The organism is Arsenicicoccus sp. UBA7492 (assembly GCF_002479615.1).
In the GTDB taxonomy this organism is placed as follows: domain Bacteria; phylum Actinomycetota; class Actinomycetes; order Actinomycetales; family Dermatophilaceae; genus Arsenicicoccus; species Arsenicicoccus bolidensis.
The window spans coordinates 40,812-56,522 of record NZ_DLOE01000049.1; the positions used below are offsets into that span (position 1 = coordinate 40,812).

Consider the following 15,711-nt stretch of genomic DNA (forward strand, 5'->3'; position numbering starts at 1 on the left):
TAGCCTGCCAGCATGGGGACGGTGACCGCGTGACGCTCTATGTCGACGCTCCGCAGTGGCCGGCGCACGGCCGCCACTTCGCCCACCTCATCTCGGACTGCTCCTACGACGAGCTGCACGCCTTCGCGGCGGAGGTGGGACTGCACCCGCGGTCCTACGACGGTGACCACTACGACGTCCCGCAGGAGCGCCACGCAGACGTGGTCGCGGCCGGGGCGCGCCTCGTCGACGGTCGGGAGGTGGTCCGGCTGCTCCACGCCACGGGACTGCGCTTCCGCAAGCGCAAGGGCGAGCGCCCGATGGGCCGCTACCCGGACGTGGTGCCGACCGTCGCCGGACCGCACCACCTCGACGTGATCGTCTCCGACCAGGAGCCGCCCGAGCCGACGACCTCGGCGGCGGCGACCTTCGTCTTCGACCGGTCCGATCGCCTCCTGATGGTCCACAGCCGCGCCCGTGGCGGGTGGGAGGCGCCGGCCGGGGCCCGCGAGCCCGGCGAGACCCCGCGCGCCGGAGCGGTCCGCGAGGTGCGCGAGGAGACCGGCTTTGACCTCGACGAGGCGCTGCTGCGGCCGATCGGCTACGAGCGGATCACTCAGAGCCGGCCGTCACCGCGCTGGCCGCACCTGCCGCACTGCCACGTGGCGATCTATGCCGCGGACCTGGACGTGGACGGGCCCTCCCTCACGCCATACCGCACCGAGGTCCACGACGCGGTCTGGGTGCCGCTCGACCAGGTCCCCGAGCACTGCTCGGCGCAGTTCTGGTGGCCGGTGCTGGACTGGTTCCTGCAGCAGCGCTGAGGGGCGTCGCAGGAATCAGCCGGCCGGGACCGAGCCGGGCAGCACCCGACGAGCAGCGGCGGCTCAGACGAGCGCCCAGGCGGCCGCGACCGTCGCGAAGCCCACGAGGCTGCCGATGGTCGACAGGACGGTCCAGGTCTTGAGCCCGTCCGCCACGCTGAGTCCCAGGTAGCGCGTCACGATCCAGAAGCCGGAGTCGTTGACGTGGGAGGCGGCATACCCGCCGAAGGCGATGGCCAGCAGGATCAGCACGACCTGCACCGAGCTGAATCCCCCTGAGGCGATGGAGGGCTGGACCAAGCCGGCCGTCGTCAGGATCGCCACGGTCGCGGAGCCCTGCGCCACGCGCAGCCCCACCGCGATGAGGTAGGCCATGAGCAGGACGGGCATGCCCAGCCCCGCCAGGGACCCGGACAGGGCCTTGCCGACGCCCGTCTCGATCAGGACGTTGGCGAAGACGCCGCCCGCCCCGGTCACGAAGATGATGACGGCGACCATCGGCAGGGCGGAGTCCATCAGCTCGCCGCCCTTCTCCATGCTCCAGCCCTGGTTGAGGCTGATCACGTAGTGCGCCAGCAGCGCCCCCACGAGCAGGGCGAACGGCGGGGCGCCCACGAGCGAGAGGATGTTGCGCAGCGTGCCCTTGGGCAGCAGCATCGCGCCCGTCGTCCCGGCCATGATCATGCCGATGGGGATGAGGATGAGGGCCATGACGGTGCCCGCGCTCGGGACCTTGCGGCGCGGTGCGTCGGCGCCCCCGGCATACGAGCCGGTCGCGAGGTCGGTGGAGTGCTCGGCCGTCTTGAGGGCCTCCGTGGCGGGGGAGTCCTGCAGGGTGATCCGGTCGTAGCGCATCCGCTGGGACACGAGGTAGCAGACGACGGCCATCGGGATGCAGGCGAGCAGGCCGAGGATGGTCAGCAGGCCGGCGTCGGCGCCGAGCGTCGCGGCGGCCGCGACGGGACCAGGGTGCGGCGGCACCGCCACGTGGACCGCCAGCAGCACGGCCGCGACCGGCAGGCCGATCTTGAGCGGCGAGATGCGGGCGACGGCCGCGAAGCCGAACACGATCGGCGCCAGGATGATCACGCCCACGTCGAAGAACACGGGGATGCCGAGCACGAAGGCGGCGCAGGTCACAGCGAGCACGACGCGCTTCTCGCCGAGGCGGGCGGTGAAGCGGCGGGCGAGGTTCTCGGCGCCGCCGGACAGCTCGATCATCCGGCCGAGCATCGCGCCGAGGCCGACGATGATCGCGACGGAGCCGAGGGTCTTGCCCATGCCGTTGGTGAGGACGGTGATGACCTTCTCGGGGGCGATGCCGCCGGCGAGCGCGGTCACGAGACTGACCAGGATCATGGCGACGAACGCCGGCATCTTGGGCTTGATGACGAGCAGGAGCATGACCGCGATCGCGCCGGCGGCCAGGCAGAGCAGGTATGCCGTGGACATGGCTCAGGCCCCCTGGACGTCGGGGGTCGTGACGCGGGTGGGGGCGAGGACCCGGATGACGCTCGAGTCGTCGGAGGCCGCCAGGCCGTGGGACTGGCCGAGCAGGTAGAGCTGCTGCGCCGCCGCCGCGACGGGCGTGGCGAGACCCGCGCCCTTGGCGGCGGTCGCGACGATGCCCATGTCCTTGACGAAGATGTCGAGACGGCTGCGCACCTCGGCCCCGTCCTCGTCGTAGGCCTGCAGCATGCGCGGCCCGCGGTCGCCGAGCATGAACGACGCCGCGGCGCCGGCACCCAGCGTCTCCAGGGCGGCGGCGGGGTCGAGCCCGAGCGCGTCGGCCAGGGCGAGCGCCTCGGCGCCGGCGGCGATGTGGACGCCGCACAGGAGCTGGTTGACGGTCTTCATGGCCTGGCCGGCACCGGCGCGGTCACCCACCCGGCGCAGCGTCGAGGCCATCGCCTCGAGGACGGGACGAGCGAGGTCGTATGCCGTGTCCTCGGCGCCCACCGTCACGAGCAGGTCGCCGTTGCCGGCGCGGGTGGGGCCACCGGACACGGGCGCGTCGACGAGGCCGAGGCCCTGGTCGGCGAGGCGGGTCGCGACGTCCTCGACCGCGGCGATGCCGACCGTCGAGGTGAGCAGCACCACGCTGCCGGGCTCGAGGACCTCGGTGACGCCGTCGTCACCCCACAGCGCGGCCTCGAGCTGCTCGGCGTTGCGGACGGCGACGAGCACGACGTCGGCGTCGGTGGCGGCCTCGCGGGCGCTGGCGTGGCCCGTGGCGCTGGTGGTGCCGAGGCCGGCGGCGCGGGAGGGGTCGAGGTCGTAGGCCCGGACGGGGAAGGTCTGGGCGAGGTGCGTGGCCATGGGCAGGCCCATGGCGCCGAGTCCGAGGACGGCGACGGTGGGGGTCACGGGATCTCCTTCGATCGTGAGGGTGCAGCGGTTGGGGCGATGGGGCGATGGGGCGCGGAGGGGTGCGGCGGGGCGCCATACGGCAGGTGCGTGGTGCGCGTGGGACCGACGTCAGCGGGAGAGGGTGTCCACCACGTCGGCGAGGGAGGCGTCGGTGCCGACGTTGCCGGCGAAGACGATGTAGGGGATGCCGCGGGCGGGTCCGTCCACCGGCTCCCACAGCGACACGATCCCGGGGAGCATCGGGCCGCGGACGTAGGCGCGGGCGATGCCGAGACCGCGGCTGGCGACGTCCGAGGAGGTGATGCCGCCCTTGGCCACGACGAAGCGCGGCGCCCGGCGGGCGAGGACCTGCTGGACCACCTCGACGACCGCGGTGGACACGGTGCGGGCGATGTCGAGGGAGCTGTCGGCGTCGTCGCCGCGCACGAGGGTGCGGCTGGTGCGGACCACGACGGTGCCGGTGGCGAGGGCCTCCACGACGGTGTCGACCACGGCGAGCAGGTGGGCGTCCCGGTCCTCGGAGCGGACGGTGGGGACGTCGATCTCGAGCTCGACCGGCTGGGTGCGCTCGCGCAGGGCGTCCAGCTGGCGGGTGGTCAGGGCGACGTGGGAGCCGACGACGACGAGGCCGCCGGTGGCGTCCTCGGCCAGCCCGCCGTCGCGGATGCGGGCCACCTCCGCGGAGGTGAGGGGGGTGCGGGGCTCCTGGCCGATGAACGCGCGGGGAAAGGGCGGGCCGACGCGGTAGAGGAAGGTGGAGCCGGCGGCCTCGGCCTCGAGCAGGGCGGCGCTGAGCAGGCGCAGGTCGTTCTCGTCGACGATGTCCGCGACGACCGGTTGGCCGTGGGTGAGCGAGCGCAGGAGCGCGACGGTGCCGGCACGGTCCTGGCGCAGCAGGTCCAGCCCGAGGGAGACGACCCGGGACTGCTCGCGGGTGGTCCCGGACTTCTCGGCCACCCAGTCGCGCAGGTCGGAGCTGGCGTAGCCGAAGGTCGCGTCGCGCGCGAACTCGGTCTCGCCGACGGGGGTGTAGCCGTCGACCGGGTTGCCGGCGTGGTGCACCGCGTCGACGGTGACGCGCCCCGCGTCGCCGAAGGCCGGGACGAGGACGACGCCGTCGACGTGGGGGCCGTCGAGCTCGGCCAGGGTCTCGGCGATGGTGTCGGTCTCGAGCGGGAAGTGACCGCGCAGGGTGGAGTCGGAGCGGGACACGAACCCCACGGTGACGCCGGTCTCGCGGGCGGCGGCCAGGGCGGAGGTGACGACCTCGCGGTTGACGCGGGCGGCGTCGGCGGGGGCGAGGCTGCGGGAGTTGGTCATGACGTAGACCGCGGGCTCGCGCTGCTGCAGGGCCCAGGCCAGGGAGTCGACGTCCCACGCCGTGAGCACGGGCAGGTCGGCGACCGACTGGGTGCCGGTGGGGTCGTCGTCGAGGACGACGAGGACGCGGCCGCGGCGGGCGACCTCGGCCGCGATCTCGGCGGCGGGCTGGTGGGGGCCGGCGGCGTGGTGGCGCACCAGGTCGTCGAGTGTGACGCTCACGGGTCTCTCCTTTGAGATCAGAGGTCTGATGTCTAGAGAGGGTAGCGGGGGACCACCGAGGAGGGAAGGGGTGGCGCGATCTCGGCCTCAGAGCCGCACGTGGGTCGCCAGGTCGTCGGAGGTCTGGTCCATGTGGGCGTCCATCGCGGCCTGGGCCGCCTCGGGGTCGCCCGTGCGGAGCGCAGCCAGCACCCGTCGGTGGTGGTCGAGCGCGTGCTCGCGGATGACCGGGACCTCCGAGGTCTGGTAGCGGGCCCGCTCGAGGACCCGGCGCAGCGGGTCGTAGACGGCCCCGAGGAAGGGGTTGCCGGCGGCCTCGAGGATCCGGGCGTGGAAGGCCATGTCGTGGCGGACGAAGGACTCGAGGTCGGACTGCGTGACGGCCTCCGCCATGGCCTCGCAGTGCTGCTGCAGGAGGTCCAGGTCGCGCTCGGTGGCTCGCCGGGCGGCGAGCGCGCAGGCCCCGACCTCGATCATCCGGCGGATCTCGATCAGCGACTGGGCCGTGGCGTCGGACCCCTGGCCGCCGGCCCGCGCGGCGCGGCTGACCGCGTCGAGGTCGGTCCAGCGGTCGACGGGGTTCACGAAGGTCCCGTTGCCGTGCTCGACCCGCAGCACGTGCCCGGCGGCGAGCGTGGCGGTGGCCTCGCGGACCGTCAGGCGGCTCACGCCGAGCAGCGTGGCGAGCTCGTCCTGGCCGGGCAGCCGGTCACCCGGGCCGAGCCGGCCCGACACGATGCGGTCCAGCAAGGTCGTGACGGTCTCGTCGACCAACGAGCTGCGCGGCATACGGCCCTCTCCTCCTGGTGGTGCCAGCCAGGATAGGACGCGGAGGAGGCCGGTCAGGCCAGCCGGGCCAGCTCTCGCCGGACGTTGTCCCGGGCCGCCGCCTCCCAGGCGGTGCGCGCGCCGGGCGTGGCATAGATGTGCGGTCGCTCCACGAGCGCCTCGAGGATGCGGGAGCGGCCGGTCCGGTAGTCGTCGTCCGGGACGGCGGGGTACTCGTCGCGGACCTGGCGGCAGTACTCGTCGAACCGGTCGGCCGGCGCCCCGAGGATCCACAGGTCGGCGTCGAGGAAGGCGGCGTGCACCGGGTCCGTCGTCGGGCCGTGCTCGGCGGTCGCGTGCACGAGCCCGGCCACCTGCTCGATCAGGTCCACCTCGGCGTCGAGCTCGTCGAGCAGCTCGACGGCCAGGGCGGCGCTGGCCTCCTCGTTGGCGCCGGGCTCGGCGGTCACGTCGTAGACCGCGTCGTGCAGCCACGCCGCCACCCGGCAGGCCAGCAGCTGGGGTGGGGTGAGGGCGTCGTCGGCGGCGAGCCGGCCGAGGACCGCGAGCATCTCGGCGAGGTGGTGGATGCCGTGATAGGTCCGGTGCGGCTCGCGCCAGTGGTCGACGAGTCGCGTGGCCGCGCGCTCGAGGGGGACCGCGTCGGCCCGAGGGGCGAGGGCCTGCAGGTCGGCCTGGCAGGCGGCGACGAGCTCATCCATGGCCCCACCCTCTCATCCGGTCGTCAGTCCAGGGGGGTGGGCGCGGTGAGCGGTCCGGGGAGCGGTCGGGCGTGAATCACGCTGAGACCAGACACGGCTCGCGTCAGGACGACATAGAGGCGTCGCAGCCCGGTCCGCTCGTCGGGCTCCGCGTCGGCGATGGCGGCCGGCTCGACGACCACCACGCGGTCGAACTCCAGACCCTTGGCGACGGTCGCCGGCACGACGTGGACCTGGTGCTCGACGTCGCCGTGGTCGGCGCCCAGCGTGCCGTGCTCGATCCCCGCGTCGGTCAGGGCGGCGGACGCGGCGGTGACGCCGGCGTCGGGGACGACGACACCGACCGAGCCGGGCCGCCGGGCCAGGCCGGCGACCCTGTCGGCCGTCTCTGTCCAGAGCGAGTCAGCCTGCACCGCAACGATGTCCAGCTCGCCGACGTTGTCGCGCACGGACTGCGGAGCCGCCAGGCCTGGCGCCATGACGGGTAGCAGGCGGGCGGCATACTCGATCACCGCCGCGGGCACCCGGAAGCCCCGGCGCAGCTCGGTGACCTTGCCGTCGGGCTTGCCGAGGTGGCGCAGCGACTCCGACCACGAGCCGGTGGCCCACGGGGTCGTGCCCTGCGCGATGTCACCGAGGACCGTGGCCGCGCCGGTCGAGCAGCGCCGGCCGACCGCCCGCAGCTGCATCGGCGACAGGTCCTGCGCCTCGTCGAGCATCACGTGACCGAGGCTGGGGGTGCGGGTCAGCAGGTCCGCGAGCTCGTCGAGCAGGACGGCATCGGCGAGGGTCCAGCGGGCGGACCCCGGCGTGCGAGGAGCCTGGTCCCACACCAGGTCTGCCTGCTCCGCAGGGGAGAGTATGCCGTCCGCCGCCGCCTCCAGCGCCGCCGGGTCGGACCACAGCCGGTGCAGGACCGCAGCGGGGTCGAGACGGGGCCACGCGGCGTCGGCATACCGCGTGACGGGGGTGGAGCGGGCGACCGCGTCCTGGACCCGGTCGTCGGGCGAGTCGCCGGCGGCCTCCATCTGGACCAGCACCGCGTGGGCGAGACGCTGCGGGAGCATCTGGCGGGCGGCGTCGTGGCGCACGTCGCGGGTGCGCAGCTCGTCGAGGATCTCGCGCACCTCGTAGGCCGGGATCCGCCACCGGCGGGCACCGCGGGGGACGACGAGGGGCTCGTCGGGGTCCTGGACGGTGGCGCGGACCGCGCGGCGCAGCACGTCGGCGAGGCGGGCGTCGCCCTTGAGGGTCGCCCGGCCGGGAGGGTCCATGGCGCGGATGCGGACGCCCTCGCCCACCAGGCCCTCGATGGTGGTGTGCCTGACCTGCACCTCGCCGAGCGCCGGCAGCACGGCGCCGATGTGCTCGAGGAAGGACGCGTTGGGGCCGATGACGAGGACGCCCTGGCGGGTGAGGCGGTCGCGGTAGGCATAGAGGAGCCACGCGGCGCGGTGCAGGCCGACGGCCGTCTTGCCGGTCCCGGGCGCCCCTTGGATGCAGACGGTCGTGCTGTCGTCGACGCGCACCAGCAGGTCCTGCTCGGGCTGGATCGTGGCCACGATGTCGCGCATGGGACCGACGCGCGGACGCTCGATCTCGCGGGCGAGGATCTGCGAGCTCGCCTGCTGCTCGGTGCGATCCGTGAGGTGCTCGTCCTCGAGGGCGGTGATGCGACCCCGGTCCAGGCCGAACCTGCGTCGGAGCGTCACGCCCATGGGCTCGGTGCGGGAGGCGCGGTAGAACGCGGTCGACACCGGCGCCCGCCAGTCGATGACGAGAGGGTCGCCGGCGTCGTCGGTGACGTGGCGTCGGCCGACATACCAGCGCTCGCCGTCGTGCTCCGCGTCGAGGTCGATCCGGCCGAAGAACAAGGCGGTCGCGGGGTCGTCCTCGAGCGAGCGGGCGCGCTGCCAGAGGGTGCGTGCCAGGTGCTCCGCGGCGATCGGGTCGCTGCCCTGCACGTCGACGGCGAGGGTGCGCTCGCGCATGGCGGCGAGCTCGGTGCGGGCCCGGTCGAGGTGTCCCTGCTCGGCCAGGAGCTCGGGGTCGAGGTGCGTGTCGCTGGGCGCGGGCATGACGGCAGCACCTTCCGGGGTGGGCGTGAGGGGGACGCGCCACCCTAGCCCAGGCGCGTCCAACCCCGCGTCCAACCCCGGCCGATGTGCCTACCTCAGGTCGTCACATCGGCCTGGCGTGCGAAGCCGGGCGGACGTGACGACCTGAGGTAGGTCACTGGGAGGACTTCTCGGCGAACGTGATCTGCACCTCGCGCCGCTCGCCGCCCCGCAGATAGGTCACCTTGGCCGTGTCGCCGACCGTGCGCTCGCGCACCTGGGCCACCAGCGCCAGCGACCCCGTCACGGGCTCGTCGTCGATCGCGATGATCGCGTCCTGGGTCTTGAGTCCGGCCTTGTCGGCGGGCGACCCCGAGACGACGTTGGCGATGACGGCGGCCACGCGCTGCCCGCCGCCGTCCTTGACCATGGCCGGCTTGGACGAGACGCCCATGAACGCGTGCTGCGCCTTGCCGTTCTTGATCAGCTGGTCGGTGATGGAGTTGACCTCGTTGACCGGTATGGCGAAGCCGATGCCGATCGACCCGGCCTGACCGCCCGTGGACGACCCCATCGAGGCGATGGAGGAGTTGATCCCGATGAGCTGGCCGTCGGCGTTGACCAGGGCGCCGCCGGAGTTGCCGGGGTTGATGGGGGCCGAGGTCTGGATCGCGTTGGTGACCACCGGGTCGGCTGCCTGCTGCCCGAACAGGCCACCGTCCTGCTGCCCCTGCGAGGACTGGTCGGTCGACACCGGGCGGTTGAGGGCGCTGACGATGCCGGTCGTGACGGTGCCGGACAGGCCGAGCGGGTTGCCGACGGCCATGACGGGCGCGCCCACGGCGATCTGGTCGGAGTTGCCGATCGCGATGGGCTTGAGGCCCTTGACGTCGCCCTGCAGCTTGATGACGGCGAGGTCGGTCGACGGGTCGAGCCCGACGACCTTGGCCTGGTAGGCGCGCTGGTCGTCGAGGGTCACGACGATCTGGGCGCCCGACCCGATCTCGCCGACGACGTGGTTGTTGGTCACGATGTGACCCTGGTCGTCGAGGATCACGCCCGAGCCCTCGCCACCGCTGCTGCCGCTCTGCACCGAGATCGACACGACGCTGGGGGAGACGGCCTGGGCCGTGGCCTTCCAGTCGGGGGCGTTGGTGCCACCCTGGTTGAGAGGGGCCTGCGTGTTGCGGGCCGGGTTGGTGGTGGGCGCCGTGCGGGACACGCTCGTCGTGCTCTGCCCGTCACGGCCCGCGAACAACGCGTACGTCCCCCCGCTCGCCAGCGCGGCCGCCGCGACGGCTGCCGTCGGCACCTGCCACCAGCCGGACCGACGACGCCGAGGGGCCGTCGGTCCCGCGACGCCGCCCTGGCCGTATGCCGGCCCGCCGCCTCCCGGCGCCGCCGGCGATCCCGGCTGACCGGGCGCGGCGTAGGGGTTCGACGACCCCGGGTCGACGACGCGGGGGATCTCCTGGGTGGAGCTGTGGCGCGGGATCTCCTGCGTGTGCTGCGGGTCGCCCTGCGTCGGGGACGGCGAGCCGGGCTGGTGCTGATCGTTCATCGTGACTCCTCGGGGGCCTGAGGTCTCGAAGGGTGGTCCATCGACCTAGGCCGATGCTGGTGCGTCGCTGTGGGGTTGCTGTGGATCGGTGGGGAGGCGGACCCGGAAGGTCGCGCCGCCGCCGGGCGTGGGGACGATCGTGACATCTCCGTGGTGGGCACCGGTGATGGCGGCCACGATCGCGAGTCCGAGCCCGGTGCCACCAGGATGGTCGGTGCGGCCACGGGACGGGTCGTTGCGGAAGAACCGTTCGAACACCCTGTCCGACAGCTCGGGGTCGATCCCCGGTCCGTGGTCGCGGATCTCGATGGTGGTCCACGCGTCGCCATCCTGCCCGTCGCCGTCGCCGTCGCCGTGGCCGACGGCCAGCTCGATCGGCGTGCCGGCGGGGGTGTGGTTGATCGCGTTGCCGACGAGGTTGGTCACGAGCTGCCGCAGCTTGGACTCGTCGCCGCGCACGGGGTTGGCCTCGATGGGGCCGTGCAGGCCGACCATCTGGATGTCGCGGTCCGGCGCCAGGGCGCGGGCGTCCTGGGCGGCGTCCGCGAGGACCACCGTGAGGTCGACCGAGGTGAACTCCATGGGTCGCTGCTCGTCCAGGCGGGCCAGCGACAGGAGGTCCTCGACCAGGGCGCCCATGCGCGTGGACTCGTCCTCGATCCGCTGGAACACCTGCCGCACGTGCTCGGGCTGGGTCACCGCGCCCTGGCGGTAGAGCTCGGCATACCCCCGCACGGCGGCCAACGGTGTCCGCAGCTCGTGCGAGGCGTCGGCCACGAACTGCCGCATGCGGGTCTCGCTGGCCTCGACGCGCTGGAAGGACCGCTCGATGTGGCTGAGCATGACGTTGAGGGAGTCCGACAGGCTGCCGACCTCGTCGTCCGCGGACCGGGCCGGCACGCGCCGGGTCAGGTCCCCGCCAGCGATGGCCTTGGCGGTGTCCTCGATCTGGCGCAGCGGGCGGAAGGCGCGACGGATCGCGAACCACCCCGCGATCATCAGCGCCGTGACCGCCGCCAGCCCGATGAGCAGCGAGAAGATCATCACCTGGCTCGTGGTCTTCTCGACCCCGCGCATCGACACGGCGACGGCATAGGTCCCGGAGTCGCCGTCGATCTTGTCCGCGATCACGCGCCACCGCTGGTTGCCGTCCTTGGACCGCACCTCGAAGATCTGGTGGGTCACGACCTCGGGGGAGTCCATCGCGAGGCGAGGGATGTCGGGGTGCTCCGCCTCGGTCTGCGGCTGGAAGGGGATGGGTTTGCTGGACCCGTTGGGGAAGAACACGACGGCGTAGTTGGTCGGGAAGTTGTCGAGCTCCTGCTCGTTGGCGATCGCGCCGAGGGCGCTGGCGCCGAGCGCCCCGGCGCTGAGCCGCAGCTCCTGGTCGGTGCGCTGCAGGAGCTGACGCTCCAGCAGCCAGGTCGTCGCGCTCGTCGTCAGCGTCAGCGCACCGGCCATGAGCACCACCAGGATCAGGACCAGCCGGTGGGTGAGCGGCATCCGCTGCAGCCACCGGTGGACCGCGAGGCCCACGGTGGTCTGGGGCCGCAGCAACACCCGTCCGGCTGGATGGCTCACGAGATCTCGGGAGGCAGCCGCAGGACGTAGCCGACGCCGCGCTTGGTGTGGATCAGCGGCGGCTCGATCGAGTCGACCTTGCGGCGCAGGTAGGAGATGTAGGACTCGACGATCCCGGCCTCGCCGCGGAAGTCGTAGTCCCAGACGTGGTCGAGGATCTGCGCCTTGGACAGCACCCGGTTGGGGTTGAGGATCAGGTAGCGCAGCAGCTTGAACTCGGTGGGGGAGCAGTCGATGACCTTGCCGGCGCGGCGGACCTCGTGCGAGTCCTCGTTGAGCTCCAGGTCGTGGAACCGGATCGTGCCGTCCTCGGGCTCGTCCTGCCGGGTGCGACGCAGGACGGCGCGGATGCGGGCGACGACCTCCTCGAGGCTGAACGGCTTGGTGATGTAGTCGTCGCCGCCGATCGTCAGCCCCTTGACCCGGTCGTCCACCGCGTCGCGCGCGGTGAGGAAGACGATGGGCACGTGGCGGCCGGCCTCGCGCAGCTTGGTCGTGACGGTGAAGCCGCTCATGTCGGGCAGCATCACGTCCAGGACGACCAGGTCGGGCTCGTGCTCCTCCGCGAGGACCAGAGCGCCCCCGCCATCACCGGCGGTGTACACCTCGAATCCCGCGAATCGCAGGCTGGTCGCGAGGAGCTCACGAATGTTGGGCTGGTCCTCGACGACCAGCAGTCTGGCTTCGGGCGTAGTGGTCACGCCGTCAAGTCTGACCGCTCACGCTGGAAGGTTCCTGGGAGACCGCTGGACCACCAGGCCGTATGCCGCCCGCCCCAGCCTCGATCGTTGCGACTCCGGACGGGCGTGTGGCGCGATCCCATCGAGGGGTCGCAGATGAGCGCGACACGCCGTGGAACGCCACAGATGCGTCCCCTCGACCTGGGTGTTGAGGCCACACGGCTGGCGGGAGCAGCGTCATACGGTGCTTGTCCACAGGCTGACGCGCTCCCGCCGCCTCCGTCCACAGGGGGCGAGCGTGCCCATCCGTGATGGTGACGACGAGTGCATGCTCGCGCCATGGACGAGCTGCCCCGCCACCTGACGTCGGCCGAGGCCCGCCGATCAGGCGTCACGAGAGCGACCCTCACCGCGTCCGGGCTCGTGCGGACCCACCACGGTCTCTGGGCCGCTGACCTCCCCACCACGCTCGACGAGGCGATCGCCCAGGCCGGTGCCGTGATTCGGCGTCCCTGGGCCGTGTGCGGCTGGTCGGCGGTCGAGCTCCTGGGGCTCCCCGACCGGAGGCCGTGGCAGCCGGGGGACCCCGTGCACGTCTGCGTGCCGACCGCCGCGGGGCGCGTGCGGCGTGAGGGGATCGTGTCGCGCAAGGGTCTGGAGCGCCGCAGGGTCGTGGACGTGAGTGGGATCCCCCTGGTCGCCGGGATCTGGGCTGTCGCAGACGTGCTGACGGACCCGCTCGCCACGCACGAGGACCTCGTCCGGCTGTGCGACGGCTACCTCCACCTCGGCGGAACGGCCGGCTCCCTGGTGGCGCTGGCCTCCCTCGGTCGGCGAGGAGCGAGCCGCTTGCGTGGGGCCCTGCGCGACACGAGGCACGGCGCGGAGTCCCCGCGCGAGACCGACCTCAGGCTCCTCCTGGCGCAGGCTGGTCTGCCAGAGCCGGAGCAGCAGGTCCGGCTGGTGGACGCGGACTGAGCGACGGTGTGCCGGTTCGACCTCTACTGGGAGGAGTTCGCGCTGGGCGGTGAGTTCGACGGCGACGGTCACCGCACGCAGCGCGGACGCTGGCGCGGTGACCGCAGGGCGGATCGGCGGGCGCTGCTGCTCGGGCATCGCAGGCTGCGCGTGACGTCGGACGACCTGATGCCGGACCGGCGGCACGAGACGGTGGAGGAGTTCCGCACGTCGATGGTCCCTGTCCGCGCCCCGGTGGGGGGACGGCTGGTGCGAACGGTCGACTCCTCGCCGCTGGTGATGCCGTGGTGACGTCTGACCGCGCATCGAGGGGACGCAAAGGCGTCCGGCACGCCGTGGAACGCGACATCTGCGTCCCTTGGACGGGGACTGGGACGGGGACGGCGCGTGCGGAAGTGTGGCGGGGACGGGGGACGGCGGATGCGGACGTGCGGGTGGGGTGGGGTCAGGTCGGACGGGTCAGGGGAGGTCGCCGGCGTCGACGATCGTGTAGGCATAGCCCTGCTCGGCGAGGAAGCGCTGACGGTGCGCCGCGAAGTCGGCGTCGACCGTGTCGCGCGTGACGACCGTGTAGAAGTGCGCCGTGCGCCCGTCGCCCTTGGGGCGCAGCAGCCGGCCGAGGCGCTGGGCCTCCTCCTGACGCGACCCGAACGTGCCCGACACCTGGATCGCGACGGAGGCCTCGGGCAGGTCGATCGAGAAGTTCGCGACCTTGGACACCACGAGCAGCGAGATCTCCCCGGTGCGGAAGGCCTGGAACAGCCGCTGCCGCTCCTTGACCGTGGTCGAGCCGGTGATGATGGGGGCGTCCAGGCGAGCGGCGAGCGTCTCGAGCTGGTCGAGGTACTGCCCGATGACCAGCGTGGGCTCGCCCGCGTGCCGCGCCACCAGGCGCTCCACCACCGCGTCCTTGGCGTCGGCGCACGACGACAGGCGATAGCGCTCGTCCGGCTCCGCCACGGCGTACGCCATCCGGTCCGCGTCGGGCATGGTGACCCGCACCTCCACGCAGTCGGCCGGGGCGATCCAGCCCTGCGCCTCGATGTCCTTCCAGGGAGCGTCGTAGCGCTTGGGGCCGATGAGCGAGAAGACGTCGGACTCGCGGCCGTCCTCGCGCACGAGGGTCGCGGTCAGCCCCAGCCGTCGGCGCGCCTGCAGGTCGGCCGTCATGCGAAAGATCGGGGCCGGGAGGAGGTGCACCTCGTCATACAGGATCAGCCCCCAGTCCCGGGCGTCGAGCAGCTCGAGGTGGGGAAAGATGCCCTTCCGCTTCGTCGTGAGCACCTGGTAGGTCGCGATCGTGACGGGGCGGATCTCCTTGCGGGCGCCGGAGTACTCGCCGATCTCGTCCTCGGTCAGCGACGTGCGGCGGACCAGCTCGTCCCGCCACTGCCGCGCGGACACGGTGTTGGTCACCAGGATCAGCGTGGTGGCCCGGGCACGCGCCATGGCGCCGGCCCCGACGAGGGTCTTGCCCGCCCCGCACGGGAGGACCACGACCCCGGACCCGCCGTCCCAGAAGCCGTCGATCGCCTGCTGCTGGTAGGGGCGCAGCGCCCAGTCGCTCTCGTCGAGGTCGATCGGGTGCGCCTCGCCGTCGACGTAGCCCGCGAGGTCCTCGGCGGGCCAGCCGACCTTGAGCAGCTCCTGCTTGAGGTGGCCCCGCTCCGAGGGGTGCACCACCACGGTGTCGTCGTCCACGGCGTCACCCAGCAGAGGGCGGATCCGCTTGTGCCGCAGCACCTCCGCGAGGACGGCGCGGTCGGTCGTGCGCATCACCAGGCCGTGGTCGGGGTCCTTGGCGAGCGTCAGCCGGCCGTAGCGGTCCATCGTGTCGGCGACGTCGACGAGCAGGGCCTGGGGGACGGCATACCGGCTGTGGGTGAGGAGGGCGTCGACGACCTGCTCCGCGTCGTGGCCGGCGGCGCGGGCGTTCCACAGGCCGAGGGGTGTGACGCGATAGGTGTGCACGTGCTCGGGGGCGCGCTCCAGCTCGGCGAACGGCGCGATCGCCCGGCGGGCAGCCTCGGCCCCCGGGTGGTCGACCTCGAGCAGGAGGGTCTTGTCGCTCTGGACGATCAGGGGACCGTCGGGCATCAGACGGCGGCCGGGGTCGAGGTCAGGGCCGGCGAGGGGGTCATCGACGGCAGGTCCGCCTGCTCCACGAACCACAGGAAGCCCGCGACACCGGCGATCAGCAGGACCACGCCGAGAACCACGTTGAGCACCAGCACGATCCACCCGATGTTGGCCAACCGGTTGGCGCGCCGCGGGTCGTTGCCGTGCTGGGCGAGACCGATGATCCCGAGGATCGCGCTGGGCAGTCCGACGATGAAGGCCGTCGACAGCACCGCGAGCACGCTGACCACCGTGAGGACGATGGCGTTGACCGGGGCGCCGGGGGAGGGAGAGCCGTATGCCGGCTGCCCGTAGGCCGGACGACCGTAGGCGGGCTGGCCGTATCCCTGCTCGTACCCCTGCTGGCCGTAGCCGGGCTGAGCGGGGTGACCACCCTCGGCATACGAGCGCGGTGTCTGGTCGTCGGCGGGCGGCTGCGTGCTCATCGGTGCTCCTCGGTCGGTTGTGACGTCAACCCCACGTGGCGCTGGTTGCTTCCCAGGAGGCTAGCGGGGTGGGGCAGGATGGGGC

Annotated in this window: 14 protein-coding genes; 3 read left to right on the forward strand and 11 right to left on the reverse strand. The window is 72.8% G+C overall.

Annotated features, from left to right (window positions below; genetic code table 11):
* Positions 1–29 precede the first annotated feature (29 nt).
* Positions 30–803 (forward strand): DUF4031 domain-containing protein, encoded by a 774-nt coding sequence (locus B4E97_RS15660; protein WP_019284351.1) that lies wholly within the window; start codon positions 30–32, stop codon positions 801–803.
* A gap of 63 nt (positions 804–866) precedes the next feature.
* Here the strand turns inward: B4E97_RS15660 and B4E97_RS15665 are convergent, their stop codons facing one another.
* From B4E97_RS15665 to B4E97_RS15705, 9 genes are all read right to left on the reverse strand, one after another.
* Positions 867–2,255 (reverse strand): GntP family transporter, encoded by a 1,389-nt coding sequence (locus B4E97_RS15665; RefSeq protein ID WP_286960636.1) that lies wholly within the window; start codon positions 2,253–2,255, stop codon positions 867–869.
* 3 nt (positions 2,256–2,258) lie between these two features.
* The gene (locus B4E97_RS15670; RefSeq protein ID WP_286960637.1) at positions 2,259–3,170 is read right to left on the reverse strand and encodes an NAD(P)-dependent oxidoreductase; all 912 of its coding nucleotides are present in this window, start codon (positions 3,168–3,170) and stop codon (positions 2,259–2,261) included.
* Between the two features lie 111 nt (positions 3,171–3,281).
* Positions 3,282–4,715, reverse strand: a complete 1,434-nt coding sequence (locus tag B4E97_RS15675) for a four-carbon acid sugar kinase family protein (RefSeq protein ID WP_029212479.1) — start codon at positions 4,713–4,715, stop codon at positions 3,282–3,284.
* A gap of 87 nt (positions 4,716–4,802) precedes the next feature.
* Positions 4,803–5,504 (reverse strand): FadR/GntR family transcriptional regulator, encoded by a 702-nt coding sequence (locus tag B4E97_RS15680; protein ID WP_019284346.1) that lies wholly within the window; start codon positions 5,502–5,504, stop codon positions 4,803–4,805.
* A 53-nt stretch (positions 5,505–5,557) separates the two neighbouring features.
* Positions 5,558–6,205 (reverse strand): hypothetical protein, encoded by a 648-nt coding sequence (locus tag B4E97_RS15685; protein WP_029212480.1) that lies wholly within the window; start codon positions 6,203–6,205, stop codon positions 5,558–5,560.
* A 23-nt stretch (positions 6,206–6,228) separates the two neighbouring features.
* Positions 6,229–8,283 (reverse strand): HelD family protein, encoded by a 2,055-nt coding sequence (locus tag B4E97_RS15690; protein WP_286960639.1) that lies wholly within the window; start codon positions 8,281–8,283, stop codon positions 6,229–6,231.
* A 154-nt stretch (positions 8,284–8,437) separates the two neighbouring features.
* The gene (locus B4E97_RS15695; RefSeq protein WP_286960641.1) at positions 8,438–9,823 is read right to left on the reverse strand and encodes a S1C family serine protease; all 1,386 of its coding nucleotides are present in this window, start codon (positions 9,821–9,823) and stop codon (positions 8,438–8,440) included.
* A 45-nt stretch (positions 9,824–9,868) separates the two neighbouring features.
* Entirely contained in the window at positions 9,869–11,404 is a 1,536-nt protein-coding gene (locus tag B4E97_RS15700; protein ID WP_286960642.1) for a sensor histidine kinase, read from the reverse strand.
* A complete protein-coding gene (locus tag B4E97_RS15705) occupies positions 11,401–12,105 on the reverse strand; it encodes a response regulator transcription factor (RefSeq protein WP_029212484.1) in 705 nt (234 codons plus the stop codon). Before B4E97_RS15705 ends, B4E97_RS15700 begins: the two co-directional genes overlap by 4 nt.
* A 318-nt stretch (positions 12,106–12,423) precedes the next feature.
* Here B4E97_RS15705 and B4E97_RS15710 point away from each other — a divergent pair, with 318 nt between their 5' ends.
* A complete protein-coding gene (locus B4E97_RS15710; protein ID WP_286960646.1) occupies positions 12,424–13,062 on the forward strand; it encodes a hypothetical protein in 639 nt (212 codons plus the stop codon).
* A 6-nt stretch (positions 13,063–13,068) separates the two neighbouring features.
* Positions 13,069–13,353, forward strand: coding sequence for a hypothetical protein (locus B4E97_RS15715; RefSeq protein ID WP_286960648.1), 285 nt, complete (start codon positions 13,069–13,071; stop codon positions 13,351–13,353).
* Between the two features lie 168 nt (positions 13,354–13,521).
* Here B4E97_RS15715 and B4E97_RS15720 read toward each other — a convergent pair whose 3' ends face one another.
* Together B4E97_RS15720 and B4E97_RS15725 are read right to left on the reverse strand one after the other, a co-directional pair.
* Positions 13,522–15,159 carry a DNA repair helicase XPB gene (locus B4E97_RS15720; protein ID WP_286960650.1) on the reverse strand — a complete coding sequence of 546 codons (1,638 nt, stop codon included), beginning with the start codon at positions 15,157–15,159 and terminating at the stop codon, positions 13,522–13,524.
* On the reverse strand, positions 15,159–15,626 hold the full coding sequence (locus B4E97_RS15725; RefSeq protein ID WP_286960651.1) for a hypothetical protein: 468 nt from the start codon (positions 15,624–15,626) through the stop codon (positions 15,159–15,161). The genes B4E97_RS15720 and B4E97_RS15725 overlap by 1 nt, the downstream gene beginning before the upstream one ends.
* Positions 15,627–15,711: the final 85 nt, after the last annotated feature.

Excerpts from the sequence above, each read along its gene's own strand:
- B4E97_RS15665 (WP_286960636.1), bottom strand. The coding sequence starts at position 2,255 with ATGTCCACGGCATACCTGCTCTGCCTGGCCGCCGGCGCGATCGCGGTC.
- B4E97_RS15680 (WP_019284346.1), bottom strand. The coding sequence starts at position 5,504 with ATGCCGCGCAGCTCGTTGGTCGACGAGACCGTCACGACCTTGCTGGAC.
- B4E97_RS15685 (WP_029212480.1), bottom strand. The coding sequence starts at position 6,205 with ATGGATGAGCTCGTCGCCGCCTGCCAGGCCGACCTGCAGGCCCTCGCC.
- B4E97_RS15690 (WP_286960639.1), bottom strand. The coding sequence starts at position 8,283 with ATGCCCGCGCCCAGCGACACGCACCTCGACCCCGAGCTCCTGGCCGAG.
- B4E97_RS15695 (WP_286960641.1), bottom strand. The coding sequence starts at position 9,823 with ATGAACGATCAGCACCAGCCCGGCTCGCCGTCCCCGACGCAGGGCGAC.
- B4E97_RS15710 (WP_286960646.1), top strand. The coding sequence starts at position 12,424 with ATGGACGAGCTGCCCCGCCACCTGACGTCGGCCGAGGCCCGCCGATCA.
- B4E97_RS15720 (WP_286960650.1), bottom strand. The coding sequence starts at position 15,159 with ATGCCCGACGGTCCCCTGATCGTCCAGAGCGACAAGACCCTCCTGCTC.
- B4E97_RS15725 (WP_286960651.1), bottom strand. The coding sequence starts at position 15,626 with ATGAGCACGCAGCCGCCCGCCGACGACCAGACACCGCGCTCGTATGCC.